Source organism: Pseudomonas sp. B21-017, from assembly GCF_024749245.1.
Taxonomy (GTDB): domain Bacteria; phylum Pseudomonadota; class Gammaproteobacteria; order Pseudomonadales; family Pseudomonadaceae; genus Aquipseudomonas.
Window position 1 is genome coordinate 2,604,557 of the sequence record NZ_CP087194.1, and the last position, 23,585, is coordinate 2,628,141.

At 59.9% G+C, this 23,585-nt stretch carries 28 protein-coding genes; 7 read left to right on the forward strand and 21 right to left on the reverse strand.

Annotated elements, in window-relative coordinates:
* The first annotated feature begins 2 nt into the window (after positions 1-2).
* The 5 genes from LOY28_RS11880 (at position 3) to LOY28_RS11900 (ending at position 5,060) form a co-directional block, all read left to right on the forward strand.
* Positions 3-959, forward strand: a complete 957-nt coding sequence (locus LOY28_RS11880) for a peptidylprolyl isomerase (protein WP_018927814.1) — start codon at positions 3-5, stop codon at positions 957-959.
* A gap of 25 nt (positions 960-984) precedes the next feature.
* Positions 985-1,977, forward strand: coding sequence for a GTP 3',8-cyclase MoaA (gene moaA / locus LOY28_RS11885; RefSeq protein ID WP_028940866.1), 993 nt, complete (start codon positions 985-987; stop codon positions 1,975-1,977).
* A gap of 175 nt (positions 1,978-2,152) precedes the next feature.
* On the forward strand, positions 2,153-4,168 hold the full coding sequence (locus LOY28_RS11890; RefSeq protein ID WP_258613888.1) for a ribonucleoside triphosphate reductase: 2,016 nt from the start codon (positions 2,153-2,155) through the stop codon (positions 4,166-4,168).
* 32 nt (positions 4,169-4,200) lie between these two features.
* Positions 4,201-4,368 (forward strand): anaerobic ribonucleoside-triphosphate reductase, encoded by a 168-nt coding sequence (gene nrdD / locus LOY28_RS11895; protein ID WP_028940864.1) that lies wholly within the window; start codon positions 4,201-4,203, stop codon positions 4,366-4,368.
* On the forward strand, positions 4,365-5,060 hold the full coding sequence (locus LOY28_RS11900; protein ID WP_173861141.1) for an anaerobic ribonucleoside-triphosphate reductase activating protein: 696 nt from the start codon (positions 4,365-4,367) through the stop codon (positions 5,058-5,060). The genes nrdD and LOY28_RS11900 overlap by 4 nt, the downstream gene beginning before the upstream one ends.
* A gap of 16 nt (positions 5,061-5,076) precedes the next feature.
* Here LOY28_RS11900 and LOY28_RS11905 read toward each other — a convergent pair whose 3' ends face one another.
* Genes LOY28_RS11905 through LOY28_RS11920 form a run of 4 tightly spaced genes read right to left on the reverse strand, consistent with a single transcriptional unit; the run spans position 5,077 to position 8,178 of the window.
* Complete coding sequence (locus tag LOY28_RS11905) at positions 5,077-6,456, reverse strand: 4Fe-4S binding protein (RefSeq protein WP_258613889.1); 1,380 nt, start codon at positions 6,454-6,456, stop codon at positions 5,077-5,079.
* The gene (locus LOY28_RS11910) at positions 6,444-7,298 is read right to left on the reverse strand and encodes an FTR1 family protein (RefSeq protein ID WP_026286551.1); all 855 of its coding nucleotides are present in this window, start codon (positions 7,296-7,298) and stop codon (positions 6,444-6,446) included. Before LOY28_RS11910 ends, LOY28_RS11905 begins: the two co-directional genes overlap by 13 nt.
* Before the next feature lie 22 nt (positions 7,299-7,320).
* Positions 7,321-7,653, reverse strand: coding sequence for a cupredoxin domain-containing protein (locus tag LOY28_RS11915; RefSeq protein ID WP_192351189.1), 333 nt, complete (start codon positions 7,651-7,653; stop codon positions 7,321-7,323).
* Positions 7,654-8,178 (reverse strand): iron transporter, encoded by a 525-nt coding sequence (locus LOY28_RS11920; RefSeq protein WP_018927822.1) that lies wholly within the window; start codon positions 8,176-8,178, stop codon positions 7,654-7,656.
* A gap of 224 nt (positions 8,179-8,402) precedes the next feature.
* On the opposite strand from LOY28_RS11920, the gene LOY28_RS11925 reads away from it, so the two are divergent.
* Positions 8,403-8,615 carry a DUF3079 domain-containing protein gene (locus LOY28_RS11925; protein ID WP_018927823.1) on the forward strand — a complete coding sequence of 71 codons (213 nt, stop codon included), beginning with the start codon at positions 8,403-8,405 and terminating at the stop codon, positions 8,613-8,615.
* A gap of 71 nt (positions 8,616-8,686) precedes the next feature.
* Here LOY28_RS11925 and antC read toward each other — a convergent pair whose 3' ends face one another.
* The 15 genes from antC to LOY28_RS12000 all read right to left on the reverse strand — a co-directional run bounded on the left by antC (position 8,687) and on the right by LOY28_RS12000 (position 21,055).
* On the reverse strand, positions 8,687-9,718 hold the full coding sequence (gene antC / locus LOY28_RS11930) for an anthranilate 1,2-dioxygenase electron transfer component AntC (RefSeq protein WP_064617268.1): 1,032 nt from the start codon (positions 9,716-9,718) through the stop codon (positions 8,687-8,689).
* An 18-nt stretch (positions 9,719-9,736) separates the two neighbouring features.
* Complete coding sequence (gene antB, locus LOY28_RS11935) at positions 9,737-10,225, reverse strand: anthranilate 1,2-dioxygenase small subunit (protein WP_018927825.1); 489 nt, start codon at positions 10,223-10,225, stop codon at positions 9,737-9,739.
* A gap of 1 nt (position 10,226) precedes the next feature.
* On the reverse strand, positions 10,227-11,612 hold the full coding sequence (antA, locus tag LOY28_RS11940) for an anthranilate 1,2-dioxygenase large subunit (RefSeq protein WP_086945715.1): 1,386 nt from the start codon (positions 11,610-11,612) through the stop codon (positions 10,227-10,229).
* A gap of 154 nt (positions 11,613-11,766) precedes the next feature.
* Positions 11,767-12,591: a DUF4198 domain-containing protein gene (locus LOY28_RS11945; protein ID WP_028940857.1), complete on the reverse strand. Its 825-nt coding sequence runs from the start codon at positions 12,589-12,591 to the stop codon at positions 11,767-11,769.
* 8 nt (positions 12,592-12,599) lie between these two features.
* Entirely contained in the window at positions 12,600-12,923 is a 324-nt protein-coding gene (locus LOY28_RS11950; RefSeq protein ID WP_026331603.1) for a hypothetical protein, read from the reverse strand.
* A 30-nt stretch (positions 12,924-12,953) separates the two neighbouring features.
* On the reverse strand, positions 12,954-13,751 hold the full coding sequence (locus LOY28_RS11955; RefSeq protein WP_258614442.1) for a metal ABC transporter solute-binding protein, Zn/Mn family: 798 nt from the start codon (positions 13,749-13,751) through the stop codon (positions 12,954-12,956).
* A gap of 194 nt (positions 13,752-13,945) precedes the next feature.
* A complete protein-coding gene (locus LOY28_RS11960) occupies positions 13,946-14,851 on the reverse strand; it encodes a metal ABC transporter permease (protein WP_258613890.1) in 906 nt (301 codons plus the stop codon).
* On the reverse strand, positions 14,848-15,555 hold the full coding sequence (locus LOY28_RS11965; RefSeq protein ID WP_064617283.1) for a metal ABC transporter ATP-binding protein: 708 nt from the start codon (positions 15,553-15,555) through the stop codon (positions 14,848-14,850). The genes LOY28_RS11960 and LOY28_RS11965 overlap by 4 nt, the downstream gene beginning before the upstream one ends.
* Positions 15,552-16,484 carry a metal ABC transporter solute-binding protein, Zn/Mn family gene (locus LOY28_RS11970; protein ID WP_018927832.1) on the reverse strand — a complete coding sequence of 311 codons (933 nt, stop codon included), beginning with the start codon at positions 16,482-16,484 and terminating at the stop codon, positions 15,552-15,554. The genes LOY28_RS11965 and LOY28_RS11970 overlap by 4 nt, the downstream gene beginning before the upstream one ends.
* Positions 16,481-17,203 carry a DUF6162 family protein gene (locus LOY28_RS11975; protein WP_018927833.1) on the reverse strand — a complete coding sequence of 241 codons (723 nt, stop codon included), beginning with the start codon at positions 17,201-17,203 and terminating at the stop codon, positions 16,481-16,483. Before LOY28_RS11975 ends, LOY28_RS11970 begins: the two co-directional genes overlap by 4 nt.
* Positions 17,204-17,241: 38 nt before the next feature.
* The gene (locus LOY28_RS11980; RefSeq protein WP_018927834.1) at positions 17,242-17,730 is read right to left on the reverse strand and encodes a DUF6644 family protein; all 489 of its coding nucleotides are present in this window, start codon (positions 17,728-17,730) and stop codon (positions 17,242-17,244) included.
* Positions 17,731-17,762: 32 nt separating this feature from the next.
* A complete protein-coding gene (locus LOY28_RS11985) occupies positions 17,763-18,251 on the reverse strand; it encodes a DUF6644 family protein (protein ID WP_018927835.1) in 489 nt (162 codons plus the stop codon).
* Positions 18,252-18,271: 20 nt separating this feature from the next.
* Entirely contained in the window at positions 18,272-19,780 is a 1,509-nt protein-coding gene (locus LOY28_RS11990) for an alpha/beta hydrolase domain-containing protein (protein WP_019649039.1), read from the reverse strand.
* Between the two features lie 32 nt (positions 19,781-19,812).
* Positions 19,813-20,595 (reverse strand): hypothetical protein, encoded by a 783-nt coding sequence (locus LOY28_RS11995; RefSeq protein ID WP_019578579.1) that lies wholly within the window; start codon positions 20,593-20,595, stop codon positions 19,813-19,815.
* Positions 20,596-20,662: 67 nt separating this feature from the next.
* Complete coding sequence (locus tag LOY28_RS12000; RefSeq protein ID WP_019649037.1) at positions 20,663-21,055, reverse strand: DUF6152 family protein; 393 nt, start codon at positions 21,053-21,055, stop codon at positions 20,663-20,665.
* A 237-nt stretch (positions 21,056-21,292) separates the two neighbouring features.
* Between LOY28_RS12000 and LOY28_RS12005 the strand changes: the two genes are divergently transcribed.
* The gene (locus LOY28_RS12005; RefSeq protein ID WP_019649036.1) at positions 21,293-22,630 is read left to right on the forward strand and encodes a hypothetical protein; all 1,338 of its coding nucleotides are present in this window, start codon (positions 21,293-21,295) and stop codon (positions 22,628-22,630) included.
* Between the two features lie 121 nt (positions 22,631-22,751).
* On the opposite strand, the gene LOY28_RS12010 is transcribed toward LOY28_RS12005, so the two are convergent.
* Entirely contained in the window at positions 22,752-23,075 is a 324-nt protein-coding gene (locus tag LOY28_RS12010) for a DUF190 domain-containing protein (RefSeq protein ID WP_019578582.1), read from the reverse strand.
* A gap of 10 nt (positions 23,076-23,085) precedes the next feature.
* The gene (gene crcB / locus LOY28_RS12015) at positions 23,086-23,469 is read right to left on the reverse strand and encodes a fluoride efflux transporter CrcB (RefSeq protein WP_064617293.1); all 384 of its coding nucleotides are present in this window, start codon (positions 23,467-23,469) and stop codon (positions 23,086-23,088) included.
* Between the last annotated feature and the right edge of the window lie 116 nt (positions 23,470-23,585).

The window sequence follows — 23,585 nt, forward strand, 5'->3', positions numbered from 1 at the left end:
TCATGTCAGGTGGATGTGGATGTGGCGGCGGTAACGGCGGCAGCGGTGGCTGCGGTTCTTCTAAAAATGCAGAGCTTTCGGTACCGGAAGTTGTCGACATCGCGCAGTTTGAAGCACTGCCGGTCGAGCCGGCGGCGGCCGAGGACGCCCCGGTGCAGTTGATCGCCAGCAGCGAACAGGAGTGGCCGATCATCAGCGTCAACGGGGTGTCGATCACGCCTGAGGCAATGGCCCAGGAGCTGCAATATCACCCGGCCGAAAGCCGTGAAGAGGCGGTCTATCTGGCCGCCAGGGCACTGGTGATCCGCGAATTGTTGCAGCAGCGCATTGCCGAACTCGGCCTGGCGCTGGAGATCGGCGCTGGTGAGAACGAAGAAGAAGCGGCCACGCGTTTGTTGCTCGAACGCGAGGTGCACGTGCCGCAGTGCGACGAGGAAACCAGCCTGCGCTACTACGAAAACAATCGCGGGCGCTTTCACAGCGCGCCGTTGCTGGCGGTGCGACACATCCTGCTCGAGTGCGCGCCGGATGATGTCGAGGCTCGCAGCCTTGCGCATGCTCAGGCCGAGATATTGCTGCAACGTCTGGAGGATTTCCCCGGCAGTTTCGCCGAGCTGGCGGTGAAATATTCGGCCTGCCCGTCGAAGGCTCAAGGCGGTTCTCTGGGGCAGATCAGCAAGGGCCAGACCGTGCCGGAACTGGAGCGTCAGCTGTTCACGCTGGCGCCCGGCCTGGCCAGTAAACCGCTGGAAAGTCGCTACGGCTGGCATGTGGTGAGTGTCGATCAGCGGATTGAAGGCATGCCGTTGCCTTATGAAGTGGTGTCGACGGCGATCCGCACGCAGTTGCAGCAGGGCGTCTGGCAAAAAGCGCTGGTGCAGTATCTGCAAACCCTGATCGGAGCGGCGGATATTCGTGGCATCCACTTGCAGGGCGCCGACTCACCGCTGGTGCAGTGAGCATCGAGACAAACCGGGAGATGTGATGAACGCTGTCATGCAGGATGGTTTTGGACGGCAGATCGATTATCTGCGGATGTCGGTGACGGACCGTTGTGATTTTCGCTGTGTGTATTGCATGGCGAAAAACATGACCTTCCTGCCGCGTCAGCAGGTCCTGACACTGGAGGAATTGCAGCGCCTGGCAACGCTGTTCGTCGGGTTGGGCGTCCGCAAAATCCGCCTCACCGGCGGTGAGCCGCTGATTCGTCCGGGCATTGTCGAACTGTGCCGCAACATCGCCGCATTGCCCGGTTTGCGCGAACTGGTGATGACCAGCAACGGCTCGCAGCTGGGCCGTCTGGCCCGGCCGTTGGCGGAGGCAGGCGTCAAGCGGATGAACATCAGCCTCGATAGCCTGGACGGGCAGAAGTTTCGCGCAATCACCCGCAACGGCGATCTCGATCAGGTGCTGGGTGGCATTGAAGCCGCGCGGGACGCAGGGTTTGAGCGGATCAAGCTCAACTGCGTGGTGATGAAGGGGCGCAACTTCGATGAAGTCCCGGCGTTGGTGCAGTACGCCATCGATCAGCGCATCGATATCAGTTTCATTGAGGAAATGCCCTTGGGTGATGTCGGGCGTTCCCGGGGCGAATCGTTTTGTTCCAGCGATGAGGTCCGGGCGCTGATCGCCAGTGGTCACCGGTTGCTCGACAGCACTGAAAACAGCGGCGGACCGGCGCGCTATGTGCGCCTGGAACGCCATCCCGAGACTCGGATCGGTTTCATCTCACCCAACAGTCACAATTTCTGTGGCACCTGCAACCGGGTGCGGATGACCGTTGAAGGGAAGCTGTTGCTCTGTCTTGGCCAGGAAGACGCGCTGGACTTGCGCGGATTGCTGCGGCGTTATCCGCTGGACGACCAGCCGCTGATCAATGCGGTGCAAAAGGCCTTGCGCGGCAAGCCATTGCGCCACGACTTCAACCCCGAAGGGGAGGTGCAGATTGTGCGGTTCATGAACATGAGTGGCGGTTGAGCACGCCCCCTCGCCACAGTGTTCGCACCGATTTTTCCTTCACCGCCTTCGGGCGTTTTTTTTCACCGGCAAATCTTGATGTCGATCAATTGCAGAACAGCACTTTGTCCGTAGTCTTCACTGCATGTTGTGTTTGATTGTGTCTGAACATCTATATGTAGTATCTGGAGGCCAAATGCAGAGCACGCTGATCTCAGTGGGATGTAACCGCTTGCACAAACGCGATGGCAGTCTGGTCGCCTTCGATGCCGACAAGATCCGCCAGGCATTGATCGCCGCCGGCAAGGCGACTGGGGAGTACACCGAGGTTGAGGTTGAAGGCTTGCTTCAGGCGGTACTCGCCCGACTGGAAGGGCTGCCAAGGTTGCACGTCGAGCAGATTCAGGATCGGGTCGAACGGGTATTGATGGATGCCGGTTACTTCTTCGCCATGCGCGCCTACATCGTCTACCGCGAACAGCACGGGCGTTTGCGCCGCGACCGCCGGACCATGGTCGAGGTGGCGACTTCTATGAATGAATACCTGGACCGTGAAGACTGGCGGGTCCAGGCCAACGCCAATCAGGGCTACTCCCTGGGCGGGCTGGTGTTGAACGTGTCGGGCAAGGTCACCGCCAACTACTGGCTGGACGAGGTGTACAGCGAGGCCATCGGCCAGGCCCATCGCGAGGCGGATTTGCATGTGCACGACCTGGATATGCTCGCCGGTTACTGTGCCGGTTGGTCGCTGCGTACTCTGTTGCACGAGGGGCTCAACGGTGTGCCGGGGCGTGTCGAAGCCGGTCCGCCAAAGCACTTGAGCAGTGCCCTGGGGCAAATGGTGAATTTTCTCGGCACCCTGCAGAACGAATGGGCCGGTGCCCAGGCGTTCAGTTCATTCGACACCTACCTGGCGCCTTACGTGCGCAAGGACCAGCTGAGTTACCAGGAGGTGCGCCAGGCGATCCAGGAGTTCATCTACAACCTCAATGTGCCGTCGCGCTGGGGCACCCAGACGCCGTTCACCAACCTGACCTTCGACTGGGTTTGCCCGCAGGATTTGCGTGAGCAGATACCCGTCATCGACGGTGAGGAGATGCCGTTTGCCTATGGTGATCTGCAAGTCGAAATGGACCTGCTCAACCGCGCGTACATCGAGGTGATGCAGGCTGGCGACGCGAAAGGGCGAGTGTTCACCTTTCCGATCCCGACCTACAACATCACCCATGACTTTCCATGGGACAGTGACAACGCCGACCGTCTGTTCGAGATGACGGCGCGTTACGGTTTGCCGTACTTCCAGAACTTCCTCAATTCGGACATGCAGCCCAATCAGGTGCGTTCGATGTGCTGCCGGTTGCAGCTCGATGTGCGCGAGTTGCTCAAGCGCGGCGGTGGCTTGTTCGGTTCGGCGGAACAGACCGGATCGCTCGGCGTGGTGACCATCAACTGTGCACGCCTGGGCTATGTGTTCAAGGGCAACACCAGTGGCTTGTTGCGACGCCTGGACACGCTGATGGAGCTGGCAATGGAGAGCCTGGAGGTCAAGCGCAAGGTCATTCAGCACCACATGGATGCCGGTTTGTACCCTTACACCAAGCGCTACCTGGGCACCTTGCGTAACCATTTTTCCACCATCGGCCTCAACGGCCTGCATGAAATGCTGCGCAATTTCACTGGCGACGAGGAGGGCATGCACACCGAACATGGCCGACAGTTTGCCCTGAATCTGCTGGACCATGTGCGCGCCACCTTGCTGCGTTTCCAGGAGGAAACCGGTCATCTCTACAACCTGGAAGCGACACCGGCAGAAGGCACCACCTACCGCTTCGCCAAGGAAGACCTCAAGCGCTATCCGGACATTCTCCAGGCGGGCAGTGCGCAGGCACCGTATTACACCAACTCCTCGCAACTGCCCGTGGGCTACACCGAAGACCCCTTCGAGGCCCTGGAACTTCAAGACGAACTGCAATGCAAATACACCGGCGGCACGGTCTTGCACCTGTACATGGCCGAGCGGATTTCCTCGGTGCAGGCCTGCAAGCAACTGGTGCGCAAGGCCCTTGGACGTTTCCGCCTGCCGTACCTGACCGTGACCCCGACGTTCTCCATCTGCCCGGTGCACGGCTACCTCGATGGCGAACATGAGTTCTGCCCCAAATGCGACGAGGCCCTGCTGTTGCAAGAACAGAAGGCTGGCACCGTTCATTGATTTTGATCCACTCAACCGCAAGGAGCTTCACCATGACTGCATCGCAAACTCTGCCCCAGGCTCAACGCCAACGCTGCGAAATCTGGACCCGCGTGATGGGCTATCACCGTCCTGTGTCAGCGTTCAATCCAGGTAAACAGTCGGAGCACCGCGAGCGGGTGCACTTCACTGAAGGCGCAGCCCTGGCCGGGCGCCAATGAGTCGAATGCTTCGGGTCGGGGGCATGGTGCCCCTGACCACTATCGACTATCCGGGACAGCTCGCCTGCGTGCTGTTTTGCCAGGGTTGCGCCTGGCGTTGTCGTTACTGTCATAACCCGCAGCTGATTCCGCCTCGTGGCAGTGAGGAAGTGGATTGGCGGCGGGTGTTGGTGTTTCTGCAACGTCGTCAGGACCTGCTCGATGCCGTGGTGTTCAGCGGCGGTGAGCCGACCCTGCAGGACGGCTTGCTCGGCGCCATGGATGAAGTGCGGGCGATGGGATTTCGCATCGGCTTGCACAGCGCCGGCATCAAGCCTGCCGCCTTCGCCAAGGCACTCACGGGCGCGGATTGGGTCGGTTTCGACGTCAAGGCGTTGCCCGAAGATTGCCTGGCCATTACCCGGGTCGAGGGCAGTGGAACGGCTAACTGGCGCAGCCTTGAGCATCTGCTGGCCAGTGGTGTGGACTACGAATGTCGCACCACAGTGCATTGGCATCTGTTCGAGCCGGCGCGTCTGCTGATCCTGGCAAAACGCTTGAGTGCGCTCGGCGTCAAACGCTTCGCCGTGCAACTGGTCCGCACTGAGCGGATGTTCGATCCGCTACTGCCAAGCATTTCGGCACAAGCCTTGTTGCCAGAGTTGTGGGAGGCCATGCGCGAGTTGTTCCCAGCCTTCGTGCTGCGGGGGTAACGGGGGCTGGGGAAACTCAAGCCCAGCCCCAGAACTGCAACCACCAGCCAAACCCGATCAGGGCGTTGGCGAGGAACAGGCAAACTCCACCCGACACGCGCCGAGCCAGGGGAATACCTTCGTGTTTCAGCCGTTTCCAACCCAGTAGCAGGCTCCACCCCATGGCGGCCAATAGCAGGCAGGCCCTGGCGGGTTGTACCCACTCCAGCAGCAGACCTTCATAACGCAGTAATTTGACGGTGGTGGCCGACAGCCCGAGAAACAGTCCGGCACCACCCACAGGCGTGAGTGTCAGCGCCAGAGGCCAATACAGTGCGCGATCTCGCGCCAGTCGGGCCGTCAGGCACAGGAGCAGCATCAACGCCGTGCCGAGCATGATCGAACTCACACTCAAGTAAGCGACAATGCTGAAGCCGTCGAGCCAGCTGAAGCTGTCGTTGAGTTGCGGGTAATGGGTCAGCAACCACCAGGGGGCGTTGTCCCGTAAGGCCCAGAGCTGGTTGTGTTCCACCAGCCACTGGGCCAGGGTTTGTTTGAGGGCGATAAACCATGGGCTGACCGTCCACTGAAACGCGCCCATGGCCAAGCCGATCACGCCGAACAGCAGCAAGCGTGTATCCCAAGGGGACAGCGCCTGCGCGGTTGCGTGAAGAATCTCCTGATTGCTGGAGCGGGCGATCAGCTGCACGGCGCCGCGTTGCCCGCTGCAGCGTCCGCAGGCGTGGCAATCACTGGCGCCTTGCAGGCGACGGATATCGAGCAGGGGAGCGCAGTTGGGGGGCGGCAGGCGTGGCGCGGCATTCTCTATCCAGCGTTGCTCATCGACCTGAAAGTGCACGGGGGCCAGCCTTGCGAGCAGGGCGAAAACCCCGCTGACCGGGCACAGGTAACGGCACCAGACCCGCTTGCCCCGGGCGAACAACAACCCGACGATGACCGCTGCGACGGTCGAGCCACCCAGAATCAACAGTGCGGCCTGGGCGTAGTCATAGACGCTGATCAATTGGCCGTAGAGGGTCGTCAGGCAGAACGCCAATGTGGGCCAACCGCCCCAACGCAACCAACGCGGCACACCCAGGCCTTTGCCGTAATGACTGGCCCATTCGCTGAGCGAACCTTCCGGGCACAGAACGCCACACCAGAGTCGACCGAAGCACACCATCGACAGCAACACGAACGGCCACCAGATTCCCCAGAATAAAAACTGCGCGAGCAAGGTCAGGTTGTCGAGTATCCGTGCCTGGCTGTCCGGCAACGGCAACAGCGCCGGGGTCACCAACAGCACTGCGTAAAACACTACGACAGTCCACTGCAGCGCACGGATGACGGACGCATGGCGACGCATCCCGTCACCCAGGCGCTGGAGCCATCGATTGTGCCGGCTCAGGTCAGGCATGGGACTTTCTCCGCAGCCCGTTGGCGTAGCCAGGCGCTGACGACCAGCCAGTAACCGACCCACACCAGTAAGGTCATGCCGCTGGGCGTTGCGCGATAACCGACAAAACTGGCCAGAAAGCCACCCAATCCATGGCTGTCGCTCAGCCAAGCGCTGCTGTCCCAAAGCGATTCGCCTACGAGGCTGTAAACCACGTCCGGCACATCCAGGGCGAGCAGTTGGCCGCCGATTCGCTCGGTGCCGCTGACCAGCAACCCCGCGCCGAGCATGAGCAAGATGACTTCGCTGAGGGCAAAGAATCGTTGCCATGAAATGAAGCGGCGACTGCTGTGCAGCAGCGTAATGGTCAGCGCGGACAGCACCAGCCCCAACACGCCGCCGACGGCAAACAAACCGAGCTGCGGACCTCGCAACCGGGCGCCGGCGCCATAGAGAAATACCACCGTTTCGCTGCCTTCGCGGCTGATCGCGAGCATGGCCAGCAGTAATAGACCTGCGCCTCCTTGGCGGGCCAGGTGGCTATCGGCGTGACGTCGCAAATCGTGGTTGAGGGTGCGCCCGTGACGGTGCATCCAGCCGACCATTTGCACCATTAACAGGCTGGCAAACAGTGCGAGTGCGGCCTGGAACCATTCACTGGCCGACCCGCTCATGGCCTCACCGGCAAACAGAATCAACACCGCCAGCAGGCCCGAGAGCATCAACCCCAGCATCACACCCGCCCACAGGTATTTGACCAAGCGATGACGCTGGCCTTGTTGGCTGGCCCAGGCCTGGAGAATGCCGATCACCAGCAACGCCTCGACGCTTTCGCGCCAGACGATGAACATTGATTGATTCATGGAAGCTCCGTGCGCTAACAGGTTATTTCGCGAGGATGCCGCCCTCGGGCAATTGCGGATTGAACTCGTCGAAAAAGGGATAGTGGCCGGGCCTGAGCGGGTGAATGACGACGAAGGTTGTCACGCCCGGCGACAGTACTTTTTCAACCCGCAACGGCGTGCTCTCGAACTCGGCCGGACCTTGGCCGACGTTTTTCAGCACGATTTTGAAGCGCTGTCCGGCCGGGACTTCAAGCAAGGCAGGGGAGAAGTGGCCATCGCGCAGGGTCAGCTCAAAGCTCGGCAACTCGGCATGGGCCGTCAACGGCGCAACTGTTCCGGCCACGATCAGCCAGGCAAGATGCAGGCGCTTCATTCAATAGCCGCCTTTTTTACCGATGCCGGCGTAGATGAACTCGTAGTGCAGTTCGCAGCGTTCGAACCAGGGCGCCACACCGGTTTCCTTATCGGTGTGACGCCCGAGGGAGCCGTGACCGGTGGGTGGTAGCACGGTGAACGTCAGCCGATATTTGCCCGGCCCCAGCAGCTTCACATTGTCGCCATAGTGCGGGCCGTCATTGGCGACCATGGCATGGAAGTCGCCCTTGATTTCGTCCGGGTTACCCGCTCTGCTCAAGTTGAACGAGACATTGAGGTAAGGCACGAAACTGCCTTCCTGAAAGCCCTGTCGATTGTCCGCGGTGGCCCGAATGTCGGCTTCCAGGTGAACATCAGAATCGACAGTAGCGCGCATCATGCCAGCCGGGGCCATTTCGATCGGTTGCAGATACACCGCCCCGACTTCCAGCCCCTGACACAGCTGTGGCTCCCCGATCGGGTATTCCTTTGCGTGAGCCAGCGGTACGAGCAAGAGCAGGGCGAGTGAGAGGTGGGTACGCATAATGTCTTCCTGGGCACTGACGAGTAGGAACCCGAGTCTAGGAAGCTTTGCTGCGAACAATAATGATTGTTATCAAGTTTTGATCAATTAAACCGTTAGAAGCTTAGCTCCAGGATCGCGATAGGGAGGGCAGTCGCTCGATGTCGATTCTTGATATCCATCAAGGATGGTTTTGCACAAAGGCTGTAGGTTGGAAGAACGTCTCTCAATGACCGGAGATCGAAATGGCCAAGAACTTCCCCGTCAACCCCAAGCACCCCGAGCGGATCTGTTGGGGATGTGACCGGTATTGTCCGGCCAAGTCCCTGGCATGCGGCAATGGCTCCGACCGTACGATGCATCCGGCCGAGATGTTCGGAGAGGATTGGTATTTGTCTGGCGACTGGGGCATCGAGCCCCTCATCGTCACGGACAAGACAGCGGATGATGGCGTCTAGTGCATGCCAAAGCTCGCAGATTAAAAAATCAGGGAAATATCTGGATGCCTCTCCGGATATTTCCCTGTTGCTCAATGTTTGGAATTGCTATCGATAAACTTCTCGTAATACATCTGGAACTGCTCGATCTTCTGATCGTTGAACCAGGTTTTAATCGCGTCGACCATGGGCGGAGGACCGCACAGGTAGATGTCGAATGGGTTGGCGTCGAACGACTGACGGTCGAAGTGATCAGGAATCCACCCGGTTTTACCTTGCCAATCCACGGAGGGTTTCGAAACCACAAGGTGATAGTCGAAGTCGGCGATGCGGTCGCGATAATCAGCCAGGCGTTGAGTTTCGCACAGGTCATTGTCCTGCGTGACGCCATAGAACAGTTGGATCGGGTGCCCGCAGCCACCTTTTTCTGCAATGTTATCAAGCATCCCGAGGAAGGCCGACAGGCCGGTTCCTCCTGCCACCAGTACGAGAGGTTTGGTCACCTGACGTAGATAGAAGCTCCCCAATGGGGCCTCGAGCTCGAGTACTTGACCGGGGCGGCAATGCTCGCGGATGAAGTTGCTCATCACGCCATCAGGCAGGAGCCTGATGAGAAACTGCAATTGGTTGGTGGGGTTGGGGCGGTTGGCGAATGAGTAGGAGCGCCACTCACTGGTGCCCGGTACATGCAGTCGAGCGTATTGCCCCGGAAGAAAGTCCAATTGCTGCTGGTGGGCGCAAGCGTCCAGATGAAGGATCGCCGTGGTGGCCGACACCTGTTCTACACCGGTGATCACCGTTTGCAGTAACCGGGTTGCGCCAGCGTTGCACAAGCTCGAATCGAAGTCGAAATAGAACGACGCATCCGATTGCACGCGGGTCTGGCAAGAGAGCATTTTGCGTTGCGCCAGATCCTGCTCGGAAAGAGCCTCTTCATCGACGTAGTCTTGAGTGAATTGGCCTGATTCGCAGCGACCCTGGCAAGTGCCACAGACACCTTCGCGACAGTCCAGCGGGATGTTCACGCCATTGCGTAGCGCGGCGTCGAGCAGCAGTTCGTTGGGCTTGACCTCGAAGAACGAGGTCTTGCCATCTGCGAAGCTGAAAGCGACTTTATGGTTCATGACAGCGTGCCCCACAGTTCACAGGTGATAGAAATCAAGCACTGAGTTGATCGTGTCGTTGAGCAGCACGATGTGCTTGCGGGTGATCTTCCAGCTGTCTGCGTCCGCTTTGAGGTGGTAGGTCACATGGCCGTAGAACTGCTCGGACAGCCCTTGCCGGGTGTAGAGCGTGACCCAGGCGGCCTTGACTTCAAGCAAGCCGTTATCGATCTCCTTGATTCGCACATTGCTGATTTGATGCAAGGTGCGCGGCATCGGGTTTGAAGCTGCCGACTTGCCTGTGCGCAGACGAAATACCCGGTCTTCCAGGCCGGAGCGGTTCGAGTAGTAAATCAGCGACATGCCGCGCTTGGGATCGGTGGTGTACACATGCTCCGACTCCCATTGCGGCAGGTGGAATTCGCTCTGTTCATCAAACAGGGCGATGTAGGCGTCCCAATCCTGCTGATCACACAGCTCGGCTTTGCGGTAGAGGAATTGTTCGACGGAATGTTGTAGTGCGCTCATTTCACACCTCCTTCAACTTCAGGGCTTTTTGTGCAAGACCTTGCAGAAGGAAGCGCTGCCAGGATCCGTGCTGATTGATGTAGAGCCCCTCATGCGTGAACTCGGTGCCGGTCAGTACCGGGTTGATGCCCAGAGCCTCGCTGTTCGGGGTGGGGCCTTCGACCCATTTCTCACTGCCGCGGGACACTTCGTTCCAGCGCTCGAGGCGGGCCTGGAATCCGCGTTGGGCTTCGCGAAACTCCACCAGGTCGTCGGGAGTGCCCATGCCTGAAACGTTGAAGAAGTCCTCGAACTGGCGGATCCGGTTTTCCCGATCTGCGTCGGACTCACCCTTGACGCCGATGCACTGGCTGGTGATCTCGGTCTTGTTCCAGGCCACTGGGCGCACGATACGCAGCTGCGAGCTGATCTGATCCATGAAGAACAGGCTTGGGTAGATGTTGAGATTGCGTAGACGATGCATCATCCACTCGGCTTGTTGCTGGCCGTATTCCTTCACCAGACGCGGCATGACGCTGGCATACCCGGCGCGTACAGTCGGGTTGGGCATGTCGCTGAACAAGAGGCTGTGGCCATTCTTGAACGAGAACCAGCCGTCGTCGGTTTCGGCATCTCCGGCGCCCAACTTGCTGTAGTCCAGCGTGTCGGAGCCGCCGCCCTTGGCCGAGTTGACTTGCTGGCGATGCTGCACCGTGGAGACGTAGTTGTAGTGCACGGTGCTGACGTGATAACCATCCAGGCCGTTTTCGTGCTGCAGTTTCCAGTTGCCGTCATAGCTATAGGTCGACTTGCCGGGCAGTACTTCCAGTTCGCCGGTCGGAGACTGCGCGACCATCATGTCGAAGAACACTTTGGCATCGCCGAGGTAGTCCTCCAACGAGTCGCTGCCATTGACGTCCAGGCTGATAAAGACGAAGCCCTTATAGCTCTCGATCCGGGCCTTCTTCAGGCCGCGGGTTGCTTTGTCGAAACCTTCCGGGTATTCCCCCGGAGCCTTGACCTTGACCAGGCGGCCATCACTTTTGTAACACCAGGCGTGGAACGGACAGGTGAAGGTTGATTGGTTACCTTTGCTGACGCGAGTCAGGGTCGCGCCCCGGTGCTGGCAAGCGTTGATCAGCGCGTGGAGCTGATTGCTTCCATCGCGGGTGATGATCATCGGCTGACGACCTGCGCGCATCGTCAGGAAATCATTGGGATTGGCGATTTCACTCTCGTGGCAGGCGTAGATCCAGTTCTTCTCGAAGATCAGCTCCATCTCCAGGTCGAACAGTTCCGGCTCTGTGAACATGTCACGGGCGACACGGTAAATACCTTCAGCCGGCCGAAAATCCAGGCAACCCTGAATGTAATCTTGCCACTGCGCAATGCTTCTAGAGCTGTTCATCAGGTACACCCTTTTTGTAGTTTTAGGCACGACCTGATTGAAAGCCTTTCTGTGCGGTGCATCTATCCGGATTCGAGGCGATATCTATCCGTTTCTGAGGGGGCGGGGGGCGCTTTCCGTGAGGGCTATCAGGCGCGGTTGCTTTATGCGCTTTTCATTTCATATCCCTGGCTTGCACCCACAGCACCGCGTCTTGCGACAAGGGCTTGCCCTTGTGGGTTTTCGTTGTCCCGATGTCGAGCGCTGCAATACCCCACCAGCCGGCCCGGGGCAGGCCGATGGTCACGACACCCTGGGCGTCCGTGTACGTGCTCAGGGACTTGAATGAAGCTTGAGGTGCCGTTACATAGTCTTGCTGGCCGAAGGCGTTTTTCTCGATATCGACGGAATGGTTGATGTATTCGATTTCGATTTCGGCAAACGGAACGGGCTTGCCATCGGCCAGCACCAAGGCGCGGAACACTCCGCCTGTCCAGTTTGCATAAGGCTTGTTCAGTGGCTGGATCTCAACCGGCAACCCTTGTGGTTCTGCCCAGTTGCCGGGTACTCCGCCCACGTTCACGATCAGCTTGGTGAACTGTTGGATGTAGACGTCTTCCTCGGTTTCCAGGTAGGGCTCGGGCTCGAGTACGAAGATATGGTCACCCAGTGAGCGAACCAACTCCCGCGGAATCGACGCACGATAGGCAGTCGTTTGGTTATCGCGACTCTGCCACTGGACAGGGCGCAAGTATTGGCGAAGATCGATTTTTTCCCCGCCGTGCGAGCTGATGTGGCTAAAGGCGCGGGGTTCATCCATGGTCATGGTGGGGCCGCCGGAGAAGGGATGCGTGAACACCAGCGCGAACTCCAGTTTATCCGCACGCGGCAGCGCCGTTTCCTCGACGTAGAGCATCTGGAAATGGGCCTGTGCAGCGCCTGTCAGGCAACCTAATGTAACGGCGGCAAGTGCCTGGAGCAGTCGTCGTTTGATCGGCATGGTCGATTTCACCTTGAAATGTCGGATGACTGAATCGTGGCTTGATGGTTGTCTCCGCCCATGAACACAACGGAGTATTTCCCGGCTGGGGGCTGGAATGCGTAGGTGTTGTCGGTGCCGACGTTTCCTTCGAGCAACACCTTGTTGCTGGTGTCCTGGACATGGACCTTTCTGCCAGCGGCGGAGCTGCCGTCGGTGTAACCCGCCTCGCACTTCACCAGATCATCGCTCTCTATGTAGCAGTCGAAGACGGGGCCATGAGCGAAGGCTGCCTGGCAGAACACCAGGGCGCCGGCGATCAGTATCCGATGTGCTGAGCCTAGGGGTTTCATAAGGTCTTCGATCTCCACGGTCGAGGTTGATCATTGGAGCGGCGATTTGTGATCGCCGCTCGTATTGGGGCCAGGTGGCGCGAAGGCCGTCAGTAAGGAATCCAGGTTCGAACTCAGGAGTGCTTCGTACCCGTTGGCCGCGTCGGCGAGCATTCCCGGGTTGCCGGCGTCCAGTATCAACAACCGTGCGCCGCCGTCCTCGATGGCCTTGGCAATCCTGGCGTCCGGTGCCCACTTGTGGACCACCACGTGGATGTCACGCTCGCGCAGGTATCGGGTCAGTGCGGTGCAGTCGGCGTCGCTCCAGTCGATGTCCTGTCGGACGAACCAGCCGTCGACAAAAATCCCGAACTCGCCGAACAGGTAGGTGAACTCACTGGCCAGCGACAGCACGCGCAGATCCGGCACTGCCAGCAGCCGGGCACCGTAGTTGGCCTTGAGCTGGCGCAATCGGCCTTCGAGTGCGGCGAGGTTGCGCTCTATCCGAGGCGCATCGGGGGGAGACAGGCGTGCCAGGTCGGTAGCGATAATCGCCGACATGCGCATGGCGTTGACGGGGCCGAGCCAGGCGTACGGCGACAGTCCGCCATCGACGTCGCGTTCGGTTACCCAGGGAACGTCGTTCGATGGCACGCGGGCCACGGCCACTCCGGGCTTGACGGTGTCCCATGAGTGCGAGGCATCGATCTCGACGATTCGCAGATTGTGGCGACGTGCCGTGGTGTAAAGCGGATCCGCGCGCCAGAGGTTGCCCAGGGTCACCACGGCGGTGGCCTGCTGGAACACGGCGGGCTCCAGGCGCGATAGCGCGTTGGCCTGGCTCTCCATGGGCACGGCAGCGTCTGCCGGAAGGCGGACGACCTTGAGGGTCGTGCCGTCGCTGAGCGTCGAGGTGAGCGCATACACCGCCGGCAGTGCGACAAGCACCTGCTGCCTGCCGGTATCCGCGAAGGCAGAAAGCGGATTGCCCAGCAGCAGTAGCAGCATCGCTAGCCAGGGTCGACGTGACATGCAAAGCCATTTCATACGCTGGCACCTCTGAACCGGGCCCCGGTAGCGCGGATGACGGTGGTGACGACGAATACCAGGGCGGCGGCGATCACGATTGCGCCGCCTGTCGGTACGGGGATGTGGAATTGCATGGGGGCCAGGATGCCGACCACGCAGGAAAAAGTCGCGATCAGGATGGCGCGCACGACCAGCCCCGGGAGCGAATGGCTGATGTTGCGTGCTGCCGCGGCCGGTATGAGCAGAAGGGCTTCGACGAGTACTGCGCCGATGATTTTCAGGCAGGCTACCGTCACCAGGGTGACCAGTACGACAAACAGGTACTCGACGCTTCGCACGCGCACGCCGCGAGCATGTGCCAGGCTCGGATTTAGGCTGGCCAACAGCATGCCGTTGTACATCGGCAGTCCGAGCAGAGCACACGTCGCCGTTACCACAAGCAGCACGTTCATGTCGGTGTAGTCGACCGCCAGGATGGAACCGAACAGCACGCTTTCCATTACGTGCGTGTTGATCTTCGCCGACACGAACAGCAGCAACGAGGCCCCGACCGCCAGCGAGATGGACAAGAACACGCCGATCAGCGTGTCATTGGCCAGCGTGGTGCGGTGCTGCGTGTACTTCAGCGTCAGGGCGAACAGCAGGCAAAAGCCGAACATTGAGAAGTAGGGGGAGGTGTAGGACTCGCCGATCAGCACGCCAATGGCAACGCCGGTCATCGCCGCATTACCGACGGCCTGACTGAAGAACGCCATGCGCTTGATCATCACCATCGAGCCCAGCACGCCCAGTAGCGGTCCGATGAGCACTGCACAGAGCAGCGCATTGATCACGAACTCGTACTCGAACGGTTGCGGCAGGATGCCACTCGCGGCAAGCGCCTGGAGCTGGTTGCGAATCAATTCGTACAGGGCACTCATTGGGTAGCCTCCAGAGGGTAGGCGACCTGGTCGGGCGAACCATGGAACAGCACCCGCCGGTTGATAACGGTCACCGATTGCGCGATGCGCCTGACTTGTTCCAGGTCATGGTTGATCCAGAGGATGGTGACGCCGCGGCCGTTCAGCTCGGCCACCAGCGCCTCCACCAGTCGCACACCCGGTTCGTCGATGCCGGCGGTCGGTTCGTCAAGGATCAGTAGCCAGGGCGCCGGGCTGATCGCCTGGGCCAGCAGCACTCGCTGACGCTGGCCACCGGACAGGCTGCCAAAAGGTTTTGCGCCCATTCCGGCCACGCCGGTGCGCTCCAGTGCTTGGGCATTGGCCGCCTTGGCAGATCGGCTTGAGCCCAGGAAGGCCGGCCTGCGTTGACCGAGAAGGGCCATGATGTCGTTGACCGTCATCGGCACGTTGCGGTCGAAGTCCGGCAATTGCGGGACATACCCCATGGGTGTCGTGACCTCGCCTTCGAACCGGACCGTCCCTGAATGCGGCATCTGGCCCAGCAGCGCACGCACCAGTGAAGTCTTGCCGCCGCCGTTCGGGCCTACCAGGCAGTGCAGCGCACCGGCTTCTACCCGGAAGCTCACTTTGTCGAGCACTTGCGTACCTCCCAGTTGCAGGGAGACGTTATCGAACACTATGGCGGGGCCGCGCATCGCTTGTTCCTCCTTCATCGCGTTCATCGCTGCGTAAACTCAACGGCTTCGGCCAAGGTCTCGAGGTTTTCACGCATCGCCACCTCGAATTCGTCCGGGCTGTAGGTATTACCGGTGATGTGAGACAGCGCGAACACCTTCACGCCGGTGGCTGCCTCGATAGGCTTGGCCAGGTCGAGGGAGAAATTCTTCTCGGCAAAAAGCACACGCACATTGGCCTTCTTGATCGCGTCGATGGTGTTGGCCAACTGGCGCGCAGTCGGCGCGACGCCGTGACGCGGCTCGATCACCGCACTCACGAACAGGCCGAACTCTTGCATCATGTAGTCGTAGCCAGCGTGGGTTGTCGCGCACCGGAAGGAAGACAAATCCAGCGCGGCGAAACGGGTCATGAAGCCGGCCCTTAGCGCCCGGATACGCGCGGCATACGCCAGGGCGTTTTGTCGATACGCTGCAGCGTTGTCCGGGTCCAGTTCCCCCAACCGGCGAGTGATCTCGAAGACCTGTTGTATCGCTGCCGTGGTGGATACGAAGGTATGCGGATTGACCACCTTGACGCCGTCCTGGCCGCCGCCGATTGGAATGAGCGCAACCGAGGCATTGGCCTGGATGATCGGCAGGGTCGCCCCGCGGCCAGCGGCCTTGATGATCTGGAAGGCCCATTCATCGTGTCCGATGCCGTTGACGACCAGAACATCGATATTCATCGCGCGGGTGATGTCATCGGGCTGCGGCTGGTAGTTGTGCGGATTCGCTTCCGCCGGGATGAGCGCAACGACTTCCGCCCGATCTCCAACGATATTTGCCACGAAGCTGTAGTAGGGATGCAGTGTGACGCCGATCTTGAGCTTCTTGCCCGAAGAGGGAGCCGGGCTGGCGAGTGCGATGGCGGGTATCAGCAGCAATAGCGCGATGCATCGGCGCCACAGTGCGCGGTGTTTCGTAGAAACGGTCATGGCTGGGTTCCTTTTACGCGTTCGACTTCGCTGGCACCGTTGTAAGGGATGACCTGGCGCCAGCCATCGCCGACCAGCGATTCGGGCTTGACGATGCCAGGGTAGGGCGCGTTCGGGTCGCGGTGGACCCAGATCGTCGCTTGGTTGGCCCACATGACACCGGCATGCGCGTGACCGATGACGAGCAGGTAGGCGCTCTGGCCCGGCGCGCGGCCGCCCGAGCCGTAATAGACCGTAGCGCCCTGGCCCTGGGTGGCTTGCGACACCTTGTTGGCGGTCTGGTCCGGCGGGGTGACAGGCGCATCGGCGTGCACGTCGCCGGAAGCGGCATGCGGCAGGTGAGTGCCAGGCAGAATCAATTGCCACTGCACCTCGCCATTGGTCTTCCAGAAGGCGTCACGGTAGAAGGGCGGCAGCAAGATTTTCTGCGCACGCTCCAGCGTGATCCAGCCGCCGGTATCGTTGTTGAACCAGATGATTTCTTCACCGGCCGGCAGCAGAGCGCTGTGAATCGCCTGATCGACCGCACCCAGGCCATCGAAGGAACGCACCTGCCAGCTCAAGGTTATCGGTGGGCCGACTTTCTGGGGGCGCAGCGTTATATAGCCTGCCACGCTGGCGATGACTGCCAGGGCCGCAAGCAACAGCGCCAGCGATTCCCATCGGCCGGATACCGGGCGCACCACCTTGATTGCGCTGTTTGCGTGATCGCTGGGCATATCTGCACCGGATGCGCGACGCGGCGATAGACGAGCCATCAGAGAAACGCGATCCAGCGGCCGAGGAACACCACGCCCGCCCACAATGCCAACGAACTGAACCCTGCGACACGCGCCTGGCTGGGAGGCGTTAGCGTTGTGTCCCATTCGGCAATGCGGCGAAAGACGCCCAAATGGAATACCCCCATGTTGAGCCCCGCCAGCAGTAACACGCCCATCTTGCACAAGAACGCGGTGTTCTCGGCATAGGTCGTGGCATTGGCGGCGAACATGAGCAGGCCGGTGATCACGCAAGCCACGAAAGCGACCCAGGTGAACGGCAGCAAATCTTTTATCAGCCGTAGCGCGCTGCGGCGATGGGAGGCAACGCCGAGCAGACGCAAATCGACGACGGCGATGGTCCCGAACACAAGGGCGATGCCGATCACATGCACCGATTCAAGGGTTGGAAAAGCGGAGCCCGACTCTCGGATGAAGGTGGCGACAGAGGTGTCCTGGAGGGCTTGTAGTGTTGGTTGAATGTCCATGGCGAATACCTGGGAGCTTTCGTTGAAAACGCTTAGATCGCGTAGGCGATCCAGCGACCACAGATGATGACGACGCACCACAAGCCGATCGACAGCCAGGCTAGCGCCTTGACAAGAGGAGGCTTGCCATCACGTTGTGCATCGTCGGCAGGGCGCAGAAGGGGGCGCCGCAGAAGCAAGGTCAGCGTGAACGCACTCACGACCAGCGCCATCTTCAGCCAGAAGGTCGAGTTGACGAGTACGCGATCAGGCTCGGCGATGATCATGATCAACCCCGTGAAGAGCAGGACGAGGAGCGCATTGCGCATCCACGGGTAGTACCGGCGAACGACGCCACGCAAGGGCTCGTCCGTGGCGAACACACCCGCCAGCCGAAGATCGGAGATGACCGCAGAGCCGAAGAGCACTGTGATAGCGAGGATATGAATGCTCTGGACGGTGGGTATGATCCAGAGAATGTCCCGGATGGCTGTGCTCAAAGGTGACGCATAGATCCAGGCAATGATGAGTGATGATGACATTTGCTGTTCTTCCCAATGGGTTAGAAGTCTTGAGGCGTTGCGATCGAACGCAGGCCCGCCGCATCTTCTGGCAGTAGGTAGCCTTCCTTTATCGAAAGGGCTTTGGCGTCTTCGAATTTCTGTTCGTAGTTGCTGAAGCTTCCATAACGCTGGTCAAGCACGTCCTTGGAGTAAGGCACCTTGGTGTCGTAGATCAGTCCGCAGCCGGTCTCCTGATCCGTGAGGTAGGTCGCACTGGGCACCTGGATCCACGGTGGGCGTACGCCCCCTTGCAGGTTGCCGGTAACAGGGTCGCGCGCGGCGGTCTTGCCATCGCGGGCGACCCGCGGAGCATTCGGCATGGGTTTGCCTTGGCGCACCCATTGGTCCATGCGATCCAGGAGCGCCGAGACGACCAGCTCCGCCGGTTCGTCGTACAGCGTCCGGCACCGTGGGTCGTCGCCCTTGCCGATGTCGGCAGCGAGCTTTTCGGTATGCTCCGTACCGAGGTCGGCCAGCCGCAGGTGCGGCATGCCGGTCACTTCGTAATAGCGAATCTGCGGGCTGTCGGTGTCCGGCGGCAGGTTGATGCCTTCGATCACGTCGTGCATCAGTTCGGACTGGCTGTAGACGGTCACGAACGGCACGCCATCGGGCGTATGGCGCGGCACCCGGATGACGTCGCCGCCCACTTCTCCGTAGGCCATGCGGCCGGTCATGTAGGCATCGATCAGCGGCCTTGCGTCGGGCATACGCCATTGCTGGTGCCGGCCCTGGTCGAGGTAGTCCATCCAGACTTGCGCGGTCACGGCCCAGCTATTGACGTAGATGCGTTGAACATCGAGACCGGCCAACGGGCTTTGCGCTGCATTGGTTTTCAGCAGCAACGCCAGTTGCGCCCCGATGCCCTGGGACTGTGGAGCAAACGGATCGGGAGCTTCACCGCGGGTGAAGTGTTCCGGGTCGTAATAGGTGCCCAGCGGCGCGTAGCGTGCAAAGTCGAAGCGGCGCATGAACTCGAAGTTCACGATCCGTCCGTACTGAGCGATCTGCTCGGCCTCGGCAGCCGGGGTGTCCGAGATGAACTTGGGATCGACTGGTGGCTTGTTCACATTCAGCGTGTACCCGACGTACGCGTAGCCGCGACGCAGCAAATAGTCGCGGGTCAGGATCCATCCCGCGGCGCGCTCGCCGAACCAGCTGAACGGCTCGATCACGACCGTGCCATTGAAGCGCGCGGGGTCAGCCGGTTTGCGCACCAGAATGCGTGTGGTGTAAGGCGCCTCCAACAGGGTTTTGCCCGAGGCGGTAATGGCCGGGGCAACGCCTTGCAGGTAAAACTCCTCCTCGATGTAGCCGTACTTGTCGAGGTCGCTGTATTCGGTGCCCGGGCGTTTCGCCGACGAGAGCGGTGGCTTGCCGGAGGGCGGCACCGCGATGGCCGTGGGCATGCGCGGCACTTCTGCGAATGTGTTCGACGTGAGGATCAGCAACAGCAGGGCGCTTTGCAGCGTCGGCCGCAGGATGCTGAAGGTTGTCAGTCTTTCCATTTGGTCAGCTCCGATGGCGATTAATGGCGACTTCACTCGAGACTGAGGGATGCCTTGCCCTCTTTATCGATCACGATCTGATTGTTCTCGCAGACATACTCTTGAATGGCGTAGTTGGACCGTTTGTACTCGAACGTGAAGCGATACGGGGTCTTGAGCACCTGCGGGTCCTCGATCACGACCTGGTTCTCCAGGTGATCCGGCGCCGTCAGCCTGATGCGTTCGGTGATCTTCATGTCCTTGCCGTGTGGAACGTCGTAGAAACTCACGTCCGTTCGCACCCGTTGTGTTTCCACGACGAGCGTGTCGCCTTCCCAATGGCCGCGTGAATGGCCTTGATATTTAGGGTCCAGGGTCTCTTTTGCAGGCATCGCTTCGTTCAAGAGAATCCGGCGGACCTGCTGGAGATACTCACCGAGGACAATCACTTGCTTGTCGTCGTGAATGATCTGGATCGGGAAGAGCGCCGCCATCAACGTTGGCATTCCCTCGGGCAGGCATCTGGAACTTGTTGTGGCCAACGGCGTTCCGGCCTCGTTCGCAGCGGCTTGTTTCTTCTTCAGCGCGACGTATTCGTCGGCATAGGGCGCCTTCAGGTCCATCGGTCCGCCTGGGTGCACCGGGTTGTCGGGGTTCTCACCGAACCAGTCGTCCGGGGTTCGTTCCCAGGTGCCGCTGATGTCGGGGCGTGCGCTGACGCTGTGTTTGTCGCTTAGAGGTTTGGAAGGTGTAGCGGCGTTGCACATCCCGGCGACAGTCACGAGGGCGATGCCCAGGACGATCATTGCCGTGTTCAAGGTTCGTGTCGGTTTCATTGAAACGTCTCCACGCTGCTGGTCTGGTCCGGTCGGTTAGGTCGTCATGAAGCCAGGGAAGGATTTCTCATCCGCCGCCCGTGAGTACGACGTCACCGATCTTGATCTCCACGAGCAGCCCTCCTGGCTCACCGTTTTTCAACGGTTTGAAGGACACCTCGGCAGTCTCGCCGGCCTTGATCGACTCAGCGGTCCAGCCCGTGCGCTGTAACGCGTTGACACTGCCCGTTTCGATCTTGAATCGCTGGGCCGGCGGGCCGGGTGTATCGAGGTAAATCGTGATGTGAGGATTGCTCCAGGCAAAGCGCTCGACGACACCCTTGATCGAGACGGTCTGGGTCTGGTCGAAAAGCGCGAACGAATGGTGTGCACTGGCAACAGGTGCCAGGGCACTGCAGGCGAAGAGGGTCAGAAGACAAAGCCCCTGACGTAACAGCGGGGAGGGTGACAAAGGGGTCATGACAGGTGCCTCGGTTCTTATGGTTCTTATGGGCCCAGCATAGGGGGAGTGCGCTCAGAGGCCGTAGCCCAAAACGGCAACCATTCGAGGCGCTGAGGATGTTTTGCAGCGGGGGAGGTATCGCGCGAGGGGATGGGCGGCCAGCCCCTTGAAAGTGCTGATTTGGGTTACCGCTTGCGCGACCCAAGCCGGAACACTCATGGCTCGCCTCATAAATATAAAAACAGGAGAGACGTCATGCGCACCCTCAGTTACGCCCCATTACTTTCGCTGGTCGCACTCTGTACATTTGAGCCGCAGGTACACGCCTACCAGCTCTACAACGAAGACGATGGCGGAACCGTCCTGAACGCCGACCTGTCGGCGGCGTTTGGCTGGTTCGGCAGCGAGAAAAACTACATTGGCGACCCTGAGAGGGAGCCTGGCAGGATGCGCTGGCAAGAAGGCTACGCCAAGTACGGTCTCAACGGCACGACAAACAAGATCACTGCCGGTTCCGTCTATGGCGGGCTCAGCTGGATCAGCACGGGGTCATTTGGCGATGGGGACGCGGGAGGACTCACCGTCGGGGATGAAAGAAGAACGGCTGTGGAAGACGCCTACCTGGGCTGGAAGTCAGGTGACCTGATTCCTGCGCTGGGCAAGGACGGCGTTGATTTCTCTTTTGGCCGGCAGCTCGTTACGGTGGACGGCTTCCTGATCACTGACGACGGGTTCGCCCCCGGGAAGGCCTTCAGCCCTATCGAGGGCGTAAGGGATGGCCGGTTCAATCGCGGTGGCGCCTTTTACCTTGGCCCGCGGTTGGCGTTCGGGAATACGGCAGTCTTGAAACTGGGTGGTCAGGAGGGCCTGCACGGTAGCCTGATATGGCTCAAATCCGATAACCCCGGGCAGTCGAAGACCGAAGTGGCTGCCGCCACCCTCGACTACACGACGCCCGTCGGCTCGATCGGTTCGACGTACGTGCACGGCCTGGATGTTGACGAGCGATATGCCTTTGGCGATCGGCTTGAGCGCAAGGGTATGAACGTCTACAGCATTCGTGGGCAGGGCAATGCCGGGATCGAGAATGCCGACTTTGCGTTCGAGGTCGCACGTCAGGAAAAACGCTCGGGCTCACAGCGGGCGATGTTCTTCGAAGCGGGCTACACCTTTGCCGACACCCAATGGCAACCGACGGTGAGCTATCGATATTCGCGCTATTCCGAAGGTTACGACTTTCTGTTCCAGGGAGGTTTTCGCAAGCGATACCAGGGTGAAGTCGCCGCCAATTACGCAGGTTCAGTGACCTCGAACATGGCGATCAACGACGTGCTCCTCTCAGTCAAGCCGACCGATAAATTGACCCTTAACGCAATGGCCTTCAACTACCACCAGCTCTCCCGTACGCATGAGCAGGACTTCGCTGCACGTGAGGTCGACCTTTTTCTGGATTGGATGGTGACGGATAACGTCACACTCTCGCCTCTGGTCGGCTTCTACAAGCCCGAAAAGTGGCTCGGGGACGGTGGTCTGCAGAGCGGGAGCGCATCAACGAACACTTACTTCCAGTTCATCGTGTGGATGACGTTCTGAGTCGCCGCTCACGCCGTAACGACGAAGGTTTGTTGCCGGTATCTTGATCGGGGGCGCCACCCGCGGTGGCGCATTCCCGATGGGAGGTCGCCAGGCAACAGACGATCGAGGAGGGGCCAGGCTAGGTGGTTTTTTTGCCGACGAAGCCCATCTCGATTGGGGTCTTTATGTAGAACACAGAGATTTCCTCAGCCTCCAGCCTCTTGAGCAACCTTTCGGATTCGTCCTCGGTGATAGCCATGCGAATCTCCGTAGGCTGATCCGCGAGTTCAAAAAAATGCGAAGAGTGCAGTCGACCGGTGTGTCCAAAACCCTCGATAGCCGTAGAGAGAGTCGCACCACGCAGCCCCATCTCCTTGGCCACATCGACGATCCATTCGCCAAGCATCTTTCCCTGATAACGGCGGTTCTGTTGAGTGAAGAAAATCACCAGAAAACCTTTCATTTTCATCTCCTCATCGCATGCCAATGATTTGATAGGACAAAAGCCCGGCAGCGGTCATCACCAACGAGCCTACGACGTGCAATGAAATTGAGCCGAGCGCCCAGAGCAGTCTGCCTTCCTGGATCAGGGCAACTGTTTCGGCGGAAAACGTAGAAAAGGTGGTAAGCCCACCGCAGAAACCCGTGATGATCAGCAGGCGCCACTCAGGACTCAAGGTGGGTGAGGCGGCCAAAAACGCGATAGCCAGGCCAATGATGTAGCCCCCGACCATGTTCGCGACCACCGTGCCCGGGGGAATCGTGGGGAACAGGGCGTTCAGCTTCATGCCCAGGAGCCAGCGCAACCAGGCACCAAGTGACGCACCAACGGCGATAACTGCGAGTGATTTCAGCATGGCGGGCTCACCTCGTCAGACCTGGGCCAAACTGATAGCAGGTAAGCACAACAGAACTGAAAACTTCAAGAACCCCGTACGCAAGTGACTGTACCGGGCCCCCTCAGGTCAGAGCC

What these genes read in the sequence shown, in the direction of transcription:
- LOY28_RS11880 (WP_018927814.1), top strand. Translation starts at nt 3, where the DNA reads ATGTCAGGTGGATGTGGATGTGGCGGCGGTAACGGCGGCAGCGGTGGC.
- moaA (WP_028940866.1), top strand. Translation starts at nt 985, where the DNA reads ATGAACGCTGTCATGCAGGATGGTTTTGGACGGCAGATCGATTATCTG.
- LOY28_RS11890 (WP_258613888.1), top strand. Translation starts at nt 2,153, where the DNA reads ATGCAGAGCACGCTGATCTCAGTGGGATGTAACCGCTTGCACAAACGC.
- nrdD (WP_028940864.1), top strand. Translation starts at nt 4,201, where the DNA reads ATGACTGCATCGCAAACTCTGCCCCAGGCTCAACGCCAACGCTGCGAA.
- LOY28_RS11900 (WP_173861141.1), top strand. Translation starts at nt 4,365, where the DNA reads ATGAGTCGAATGCTTCGGGTCGGGGGCATGGTGCCCCTGACCACTATC.
- LOY28_RS11905 (WP_258613889.1), bottom strand. Translation starts at nt 6,456, where the DNA reads ATGCCTGACCTGAGCCGGCACAATCGATGGCTCCAGCGCCTGGGTGAC.
- LOY28_RS11910 (WP_026286551.1), bottom strand. Translation starts at nt 7,298, where the DNA reads ATGAATCAATCAATGTTCATCGTCTGGCGCGAAAGCGTCGAGGCGTTG.
- LOY28_RS11915 (WP_192351189.1), bottom strand. Translation starts at nt 7,653, where the DNA reads ATGAAGCGCCTGCATCTTGCCTGGCTGATCGTGGCCGGAACAGTTGCG.
- LOY28_RS11920 (WP_018927822.1), bottom strand. Translation starts at nt 8,178, where the DNA reads ATGCGTACCCACCTCTCACTCGCCCTGCTCTTGCTCGTACCGCTGGCT.
- LOY28_RS11925 (WP_018927823.1), top strand. Translation starts at nt 8,403, where the DNA reads ATGGCCAAGAACTTCCCCGTCAACCCCAAGCACCCCGAGCGGATCTGT.
- antC (WP_064617268.1), bottom strand. Translation starts at nt 9,718, where the DNA reads ATGAACCATAAAGTCGCTTTCAGCTTCGCAGATGGCAAGACCTCGTTC.
- antB (WP_018927825.1), bottom strand. Translation starts at nt 10,225, where the DNA reads ATGAGCGCACTACAACATTCCGTCGAACAATTCCTCTACCGCAAAGCC.
- antA (WP_086945715.1), bottom strand. Translation starts at nt 11,612, where the DNA reads ATGAACAGCTCTAGAAGCATTGCGCAGTGGCAAGATTACATTCAGGGT.
- LOY28_RS11945 (WP_028940857.1), bottom strand. Translation starts at nt 12,591, where the DNA reads ATGCCGATCAAACGACGACTGCTCCAGGCACTTGCCGCCGTTACATTA.
- LOY28_RS11950 (WP_026331603.1), bottom strand. Translation starts at nt 12,923, where the DNA reads ATGAAACCCCTAGGCTCAGCACATCGGATACTGATCGCCGGCGCCCTG.
- LOY28_RS11955 (WP_258614442.1), bottom strand. Translation starts at nt 13,751, where the DNA reads ATGGAGAGCCAGGCCAACGCGCTATCGCGCCTGGAGCCCGCCGTGTTC.
- LOY28_RS11960 (WP_258613890.1), bottom strand. Translation starts at nt 14,851, where the DNA reads ATGAGTGCCCTGTACGAATTGATTCGCAACCAGCTCCAGGCGCTTGCC.
- LOY28_RS11965 (WP_064617283.1), bottom strand. Translation starts at nt 15,555, where the DNA reads ATGAACGCGATGAAGGAGGAACAAGCGATGCGCGGCCCCGCCATAGTG.
- LOY28_RS11970 (WP_018927832.1), bottom strand. Translation starts at nt 16,484, where the DNA reads ATGACCGTTTCTACGAAACACCGCGCACTGTGGCGCCGATGCATCGCG.
- LOY28_RS11975 (WP_018927833.1), bottom strand. Translation starts at nt 17,203, where the DNA reads ATGCCCAGCGATCACGCAAACAGCGCAATCAAGGTGGTGCGCCCGGTA.
- LOY28_RS11980 (WP_018927834.1), bottom strand. Translation starts at nt 17,730, where the DNA reads ATGGACATTCAACCAACACTACAAGCCCTCCAGGACACCTCTGTCGCC.
- LOY28_RS11985 (WP_018927835.1), bottom strand. Translation starts at nt 18,251, where the DNA reads ATGTCATCATCACTCATCATTGCCTGGATCTATGCGTCACCTTTGAGC.
- LOY28_RS11990 (WP_019649039.1), bottom strand. Translation starts at nt 19,780, where the DNA reads ATGGAAAGACTGACAACCTTCAGCATCCTGCGGCCGACGCTGCAAAGC.
- LOY28_RS11995 (WP_019578579.1), bottom strand. Translation starts at nt 20,595, where the DNA reads ATGAAACCGACACGAACCTTGAACACGGCAATGATCGTCCTGGGCATC.
- LOY28_RS12000 (WP_019649037.1), bottom strand. Translation starts at nt 21,055, where the DNA reads ATGACCCCTTTGTCACCCTCCCCGCTGTTACGTCAGGGGCTTTGTCTT.
- LOY28_RS12005 (WP_019649036.1), top strand. Translation starts at nt 21,293, where the DNA reads ATGCGCACCCTCAGTTACGCCCCATTACTTTCGCTGGTCGCACTCTGT.
- LOY28_RS12010 (WP_019578582.1), bottom strand. Translation starts at nt 23,075, where the DNA reads ATGAAAGGTTTTCTGGTGATTTTCTTCACTCAACAGAACCGCCGTTAT.
- crcB (WP_064617293.1), bottom strand. Translation starts at nt 23,469, where the DNA reads ATGCTGAAATCACTCGCAGTTATCGCCGTTGGTGCGTCACTTGGTGCC.